Annotated in this window: 5 protein-coding genes; all 5 read left to right on the top strand. The window is 66.1% G+C overall.

The window, feature by feature from the left end; translation table 11 throughout:
• Nucleotides 1-309 precede the first annotated feature (309 nt).
• The 5 genes from QHF85_RS43780 to QHF85_RS43760 all read left to right on the top strand — a co-directional run bounded on the left by QHF85_RS43780 (nucleotide 310) and on the right by QHF85_RS43760 (nucleotide 6,247).
• On the top strand, nucleotides 310-552 hold the full coding sequence (locus QHF85_RS43780; RefSeq protein WP_281333437.1) for a hypothetical protein: 243 nt from the start codon (nucleotides 310-312) through the stop codon (nucleotides 550-552).
• 323 nt (nucleotides 553-875) lie between these two features.
• Entirely contained in the window at nucleotides 876-1,601 is a 726-nt protein-coding gene (locus QHF85_RS43775; RefSeq protein WP_281333436.1) for a hypothetical protein, read from the top strand.
• Complete coding sequence (locus QHF85_RS43770) at nucleotides 1,598-2,725, top strand: hypothetical protein (protein ID WP_281333435.1); 1,128 nt, start codon at nucleotides 1,598-1,600, stop codon at nucleotides 2,723-2,725. Before QHF85_RS43775 ends, QHF85_RS43770 begins: the two co-directional genes overlap by 4 nt.
• On the top strand, nucleotides 2,682-4,304 hold the full coding sequence (locus tag QHF85_RS43765; RefSeq protein ID WP_281333434.1) for a hypothetical protein: 1,623 nt from the start codon (nucleotides 2,682-2,684) through the stop codon (nucleotides 4,302-4,304). The genes QHF85_RS43770 and QHF85_RS43765 overlap by 44 nt, the downstream gene beginning before the upstream one ends.
• Nucleotides 4,305-4,975: 671 nt before the next feature.
• A complete protein-coding gene (locus QHF85_RS43760; RefSeq protein ID WP_281333433.1) occupies nucleotides 4,976-6,247 on the top strand; it encodes an OmpA family protein in 1,272 nt (423 codons plus the stop codon).
• Nucleotides 6,248-6,399 lie beyond the last annotated feature (152 nt).

The following is a 6,399-nucleotide window of genomic DNA, read 5'->3' as shown; positions in this document are numbered from 1 at the left end:
TCGCACCGCGCGCAGCCGCCCGGAGCGCGAAGCGCGAGGACGGTGAGCACGGCTTGGCCTTGCGCCGCCCGAGCACGCGGGCATGCTCGCGCCCCCCGGACGAAGCGCATTTGAAGGCGCTTTCCGGAAGCGGAAGCGGAAGCGGAAGCGGAAGCGGGAGCGGAAGCGGAAGCGGAAGCGGAAGCGGAAGCGGAAGCGGAAGCGAAAGCGGCAAGAGGGATCTGTTTGTGTACCGTTCTTGAGGAAGGCAGGGGCAGGTCGATCGCCAGGGGGCTCAACCTGGTTGCGGGTCCTTGGTTCCTCGTCGCCTTGGGAGCCACGGCAGGCTTCTTTGCGATCGCGGGAGCTTTCGCGACCACGGGCGCCGAGATTGGCGCCGGCGGCGGCACTGTCGTGGAGCCTGGCGGCGGCACTGTGCTCGGCGGCGCGGGCGGATGGCTCGTGGGCGCCATTGTCGGTAGCGTCGCGTATTTCGTCTCCGACTTGACCATCGGCAGCGCGGTGGAGTACGCTACGCGCAGCTTCGTCGGCGAACCGGACGGGTGCAAATGACGGTAGAAAATCGATTACGAATCCTATTGCCGGACGGGCACGTCTTCGAGTCGGCGGGCGAGCGAGGGGACGCGATTCGGGGAAGAATCGCCCATTTGGATGGCGAGATGCTCCTGAAGGAGTGAGCTTCGTCGATGAAGCGTATGCGGCTCCTCGTACCGATATTCTGTCTCGTCGGCGCTTGCGCACCGCGAAACGGAGGCTCGTCGGCCGCATCGGAGACGAAGCATCCGTGGCGTGTTCTCGCCCTCGACAACGATGTCACGGCGTCCACCGCACAGCCGGATGGATTGACCACGTTCGCGGGTTGCACGGGCGGCGGCGTGGTCGGCCGCTTCAGCGATCATGTATGGGCCTTCACGCCGCCTGCGACGGCGACGTATCGATTCCGGGTCTGCGCAACGTCCGACGCGGCGCTTACCGTGTACAATTCGCGCTCCACATTCGGCTGGGTTGCCGGCCGTAATTTCGAGCTCCCCGTGACGTTGAGCGGGGGCGAAGCGTACCTGGTCATCGTGGACGGCCAGTGGCAGGCGACCGGCGACTATCAGCTCGCCGTCTCGACCGACGTCTCGCCGACCGCGCTCGTGCGGCCGGAAGATCCGACGATCGTCGACCCGCTCCTTGCGCGTGCAAAGCCGATTGGTCTTGGCCGTACATTCGGCACACTCGAATCCGCCTCGGGAGGCGTGAGAGCTCGATGTGGCGGCCTCGGGAGCGACACCGTCTACCGCCTCACGATAGCGCCCGGCGGGAGGTCCGTACGTCTTCGCGCAGCAGCGCAGTTTCCTGTGGCACTCGAGCTTCGAGATGAGTCGGGCCAGTCCATCGCATGCGCGCGATCGGCGCAAGGAGCGTTCGATGTCGAGATGACGCAGCGGCTGGCCGAGGGAGACTACCTTCTCGTCTTGGACGCGACCGCCCTTTCCGCCGCCATCGTTCGTAAGGCCAATACGGACTTGATACGCGATTCTTACGATCCGCTGCACCCGCGCTCCGGCGCGGCGATCCGAGGGGCCTACGTCCTCGACCTGGAGAGCTTGGAGTGAATCGCATCGGCATCGCTTGCATCGTCTTGGGGATCGCGGGGTGCATGCCGCCCGAGGTGCCGTCGTATCCCCGAAAGGGCACGCCGCTCGAGCCAACGTTCAGCCTCCTACCTTCCGGTTCGCGCGACATCGTCGTTCCCATGCGCTCGGGGATGTCGCGAGCCGCGGGGCCGGGCTATCGGTACATCGTTCACATCGAGAGGAGCGATGGCGGTGGGCCGCTCCACGCCGTATGCATCGACGGAGAGCACGCCTACGCTGCGGGTGCGGGCGGGATCGTCTTGCGCCGAAGCGCGCATACCGGTTGGAAGCGAGAGGAGAGCGGTACCACGCACGCGCTCCGCGGCTTCGCGGTCCTTCCGAGAAGCGACGGCCAGCAGGCCGACAGCGATGCGACGATCTTCGCCGTCGGCGATACGGGCACGATCCTGCGTCGCGACGCTGCGGGCTGGCACGCCGAGCCGAGCGGGACCACGCGCGACCTCCATGCCGTTCAGTTTGTCGGGGGTGCATTGCTCGCCGTCGGCGACGGCGGCACCATCCTCGAGCGCGAAGAGACGGGCTCTTGGCGATCGATCGCCGCTCACACGGACGCCGACCTCCGCGCGATCGCCGACGCAGGCATAGCCGTCGGTCGGGCTGGCGCCATCGTGGACTGTCCTCGCTGGGCATCGGCCGAGCGAACGTCCTTCGCGTGCGTTCCGCGTCCATCGCCGGTCGATGTAGATCTATGGGCGTTCCGTGGTCCGTTCGGCCAGATCGTCTTCGGTAGCGGAGGGCTCAGTCTCGAGCGCGAGATGAGCCCCGGACCAGCGGTCTACAAAACGTCGCGTCGGTTCGAGACCACCCTACGTAGTGCCGCGACCAACTTCCACTCGTGGGCGATGGAGGCCGGGCACGACGACGTGGCCGTCGGAGACGGCGGAGCTATCGTCATTTTCCCCGCCGGTGGCGATCGTTCTCCGCCTGGCGACCCCGCTACGATCCGCATCCCTGGCTCACCGACACTCGACGCGGTTGCTTTCAAGGAGCTCGACGGGTTTGCCGTGGGCGCGGGAGGGACAATCGTCCATCTTCAGATTGACGGGGCGCTGGTTGACTATTTTGAATGTCCGGCCGTCTGATATGATCGAGCATCCATTTCCGAAACTCTACCGGCTTAGAATCGGCGGCGTCCGCCGGCTCTTCGCCATCCTTGCCCTCGGCGTCGCGGCGTGTAGCCCATGGACGATGCGGCCGTGCCTCAAGAGCGATTCCGCCCGGACGAGGTTTGTTCGCGAGCGCTGGGGCGAAGCGACGGATCCGAACGGCGCTTGGAAGACGCGCATCTGCGCCACCGAGGATGTGATCACGTATTCCCACTACGAAGACGACTACGACTGGACAAGTCCGCCCGCGTGCAAGGAGGAGATCGTCAACCGCCTCGAGACCGAGCTCTTCCGCCACTCTCCGGTCGCGAACAATCGCCTCCAGCTTGCGCGCATCAACGCCATCTCCCTCACGGCCGCGACGCATAAGCTCAAGCCCGAGCAGGCCGACATCCTCCTGCGCCTCGCCGCGCTCCGCCCCGAAGACATCGCCGACTACGAATTGACGCCGGGCGAACGGGGACCGCCGCTCGGCAAGGAGATCTTTCGCCGTCTCGCGTTGCGCGCGCTGACGAACAGCCACGTGGAGGTCAACGAGAACGTGGTGTGGGCCGCCGTGCTCGCCCGCCGACGGCACCCAAGCGATGCGATCGAGCGCCGCCTCCTCGAGGCCGACACCGCATACCGCTTCGAGGAGGCGCGCTCGCGTCGTCCGAGCGTAGCCGCGATCAACGATAGCTTCGCCCTCTTCGATCAAATCTTGGCCGAGACCACGGCCGCGCTGGACCGCGACTACGAAGAAGTGGAGCACGGATTGATCCTCGATCACCTCCAGCTCATGGCCCTCTACGCGAAGCACTTCGGGCGCGAACTCCCCGCGTCACGCCTCTTCCGTACCATCGTCGACCGCGAGGCTCGCGTTGCGTCGGTCCGCGGCAAGCCCGCAGCACGGCGAGATCTCTACGTCGCGGCGAGGATGGCCGAGGCCGAGTGTCACCAGGTCTACAAGTTCAGCGAATCGTGGCGGTGGTACGAGGAGGCGCCCCGGACGCTCGACGAGCTCGTCTTCGAGCCAGCTCTGTACAAACGCGGGTTCGAGTGCCCCGAACAGACGAGCAAGACGAGCACCTGGGTCCAGCTGTCCGAGTACCTGGAGCGCTTCGCGCAAGGAACGCTCTCGCCGCGCGACGGAGTCAACCTGCTCCAACTCCTTCCCGAGCAGCCAGAACAGGTGACCGCGCGAGCAGACGTTCGCGCGCTCCTCCTGAGCCATCCGCGCGAGCTTCAGGCCTTCTCCGACAACCCGCTTCACGATGCCCTCCGCCCCGTCCACCTCGCGATTGCCGCGAGCGAGCCTGGGGATCCGATTGTGCGCGCATTTCTCCAAAGCTACCTCGTCGGGTTCCGCGAGCGTCCACTGCCAAACGCGCGGGCGCTCATGCTCGTCGCACGCTTCGCGAAGGGCTTCGGGCTCGAAGCCGAGGTCCGCGCCGTCGCCGACGACGTGGCAGCGCACGCATTGAGCAAGGGGCCGTACAGCGACCCCGCGTTCGATGCAGTGGTTTCGGCTGGAGTCCGTGCTTCGATCGACGCAGTGAACCTCGAGCCGTGGTAGGCAAAAGAGGGGGAAAGGTCCTCCATCCTCACGCAGCGCCGCACGCGTCGACGCGAGCTGCTGCACGTGCTCCTCATCGACCCGGCTCTCGGCGAGCTCGCTGCGCGTTTTCGTGAGGACCTCGGTCCGCTCGAGCCGAGACGGCAGGCGCCGGGCAGGGCTCGTTTGCAGGGGGCCGTGGGCGGCCGAAGTGGCTGGCCCGCGGCGTCGATCGATGGGTCGCCTGAGGGGAGCATCGCGAGGAGCTTGCCTGCGGCGTCGTGCGAGATGGCTACGATCTCGACATCCCCCGCCGCAACGGCCGTGATCTCGCTCTGGACGAGCACCGCGAGCAGCGCCGTACGCGGATCGGCTCCGAGAACGTCCCAAAGGGCGGCCACGGGGCGGGAAGTGGCATTAACGTGCGCCAACGGGGTCGATCCGCCGGCAGCAGGACGCAGAACCATCGGGTTACGACGGGTAAGGGCCTCCGGAATCGGCAGCGGAGGCGGGAGCGGGAGCGGGAGCGGTTGCGGAGGCGGGAGCGGGAGCGGGAGCGGAAGCGGAAGCGGGAGCGGGAGCGGGAGCGGCAAGAGGGCCTTGTTTGTGTACCGCCGTTGAGGAACGGGGGAGTGGATCCCCGGATCACGAAGGGACTGCCATACGCCCACGGATGAGTATAGACTGAGGCCGTGCTTGCACGGACGCTTTTCCGGTGGCCCGCGGTTGTTCTCATCGCGTATTCCACCGCGTGCGGCACACCGCGAGCACCGGATCATCTCACGCCTTCGACCCCGTCCGTGGTTCCCACGGATGCCGGACCCGACGCGCTGGATGCCGCTCGGGTCGTCGACACCCGCGGATGGGCAAGCGCCGCAGATTCGCCCTACAAGCCTTTCCAGAACCTTCGGCCTGAGTGCCTCATCGACCACGGTTGTCCATTCGAGCCGGCTGTGCTGCCGCCATGCCCTTCGGGGCTCGATCCTCTCGATGTCACCGAAGTCCTCGCGCGCGCCGACGAGCTTTCCGGCCAGTCCGCGCTCGTGCGTGGGATGCTGCGCGCCAGAACGAGGATGACCCTGGTGGACTGCGGCTTTCAGTGCTGCAATTCGGCGGGAGGCCCCATCGTCCTTTCGCCTCTCGAAAGCTCCGAGCGGGGGATGCCTCCGAGCCTGCTGCTTGCAGATGAAGCAAACCCCCACGCGTTTCGCTGCGGGGGTGACGATTCCTGGACCTGCTGCACCTTCTCGCCGAACGTGGAGGTGCTCGTGTACGGCCGAATCGAGCCCATTCCCCCGGAACGCTTGAAACATCATCTCGTGTATCCTTCGCTCACCGACGTGCGCCTCTGCGCGCTTCATCCATTTCCACCGCCTGCCGAGCTGGAGGTGAACGAGACAGGGTGCAAGCTTCAGGGCAGGCAGTATGCGCCCGAGGAGCACGTCACCATCGGCGAGCAAATGTGCGGCTGTCATCGCGGACGCGCCTCCTGCCAGCCGAACGATTCGTCGTCCTGCTTCTATGCCGGAGAATGGCTTCCCGATAAAAGCTCTCTTCTACTGCGACGGTCATGCGAGGTCTTGCAATGCAAAAGCGGCAACTGGGCGCGTTCCCCGGGGGATTGCAGCTTCCCGATGCTTGCCTTGGTCGGCTTTGCGCTCCGAAGTACCGCGCTCGATCCGAAGGAAATTGCCAAGCTGGAACCGCTGCCCCAAGCCCTCAAGGAATTGCCCGGCTCGATCAGAATCATCGCGCGCGTCAAAGCAAATGAAGGGCGAAATGCGGAGCAGCTCGCGCAGGAGCGCGCACAGCAGGTGAAACGATGGCTGGTCCGGCACGGGGTATCGCCGGAGGCCCTCCGCGTGGAAATCGAACGGCCGGAGAGCGACGACGGCAGCCCGCCGCTCGTGCGCTTCCGATTCGTGCCGCAATCGCGATCTTCGGCTCCACGCCCCGGTCCGTGAATCGGGCGCAGTCGATAGTACCCAGTACGCTCCGAACAGGCTCCGGGAACGGCATCGGAAACGGAAACGGAAACGGAAACGGAAACGGAAACGGAAACGGAAACGGCGCGGAGGCGGATGCGGGTGTGGGCGGCGGCTGGGAGGACGCGCGC

Source organism: Polyangium sp. 6x1 (assembly GCF_029946515.1).
Taxonomy (GTDB): Bacteria; Myxococcota_A; Polyangia; order Polyangiales; family Polyangiaceae; genus Polyangium.
This window is presented reverse-complemented; position numbering and strand designations above follow the sequence as displayed.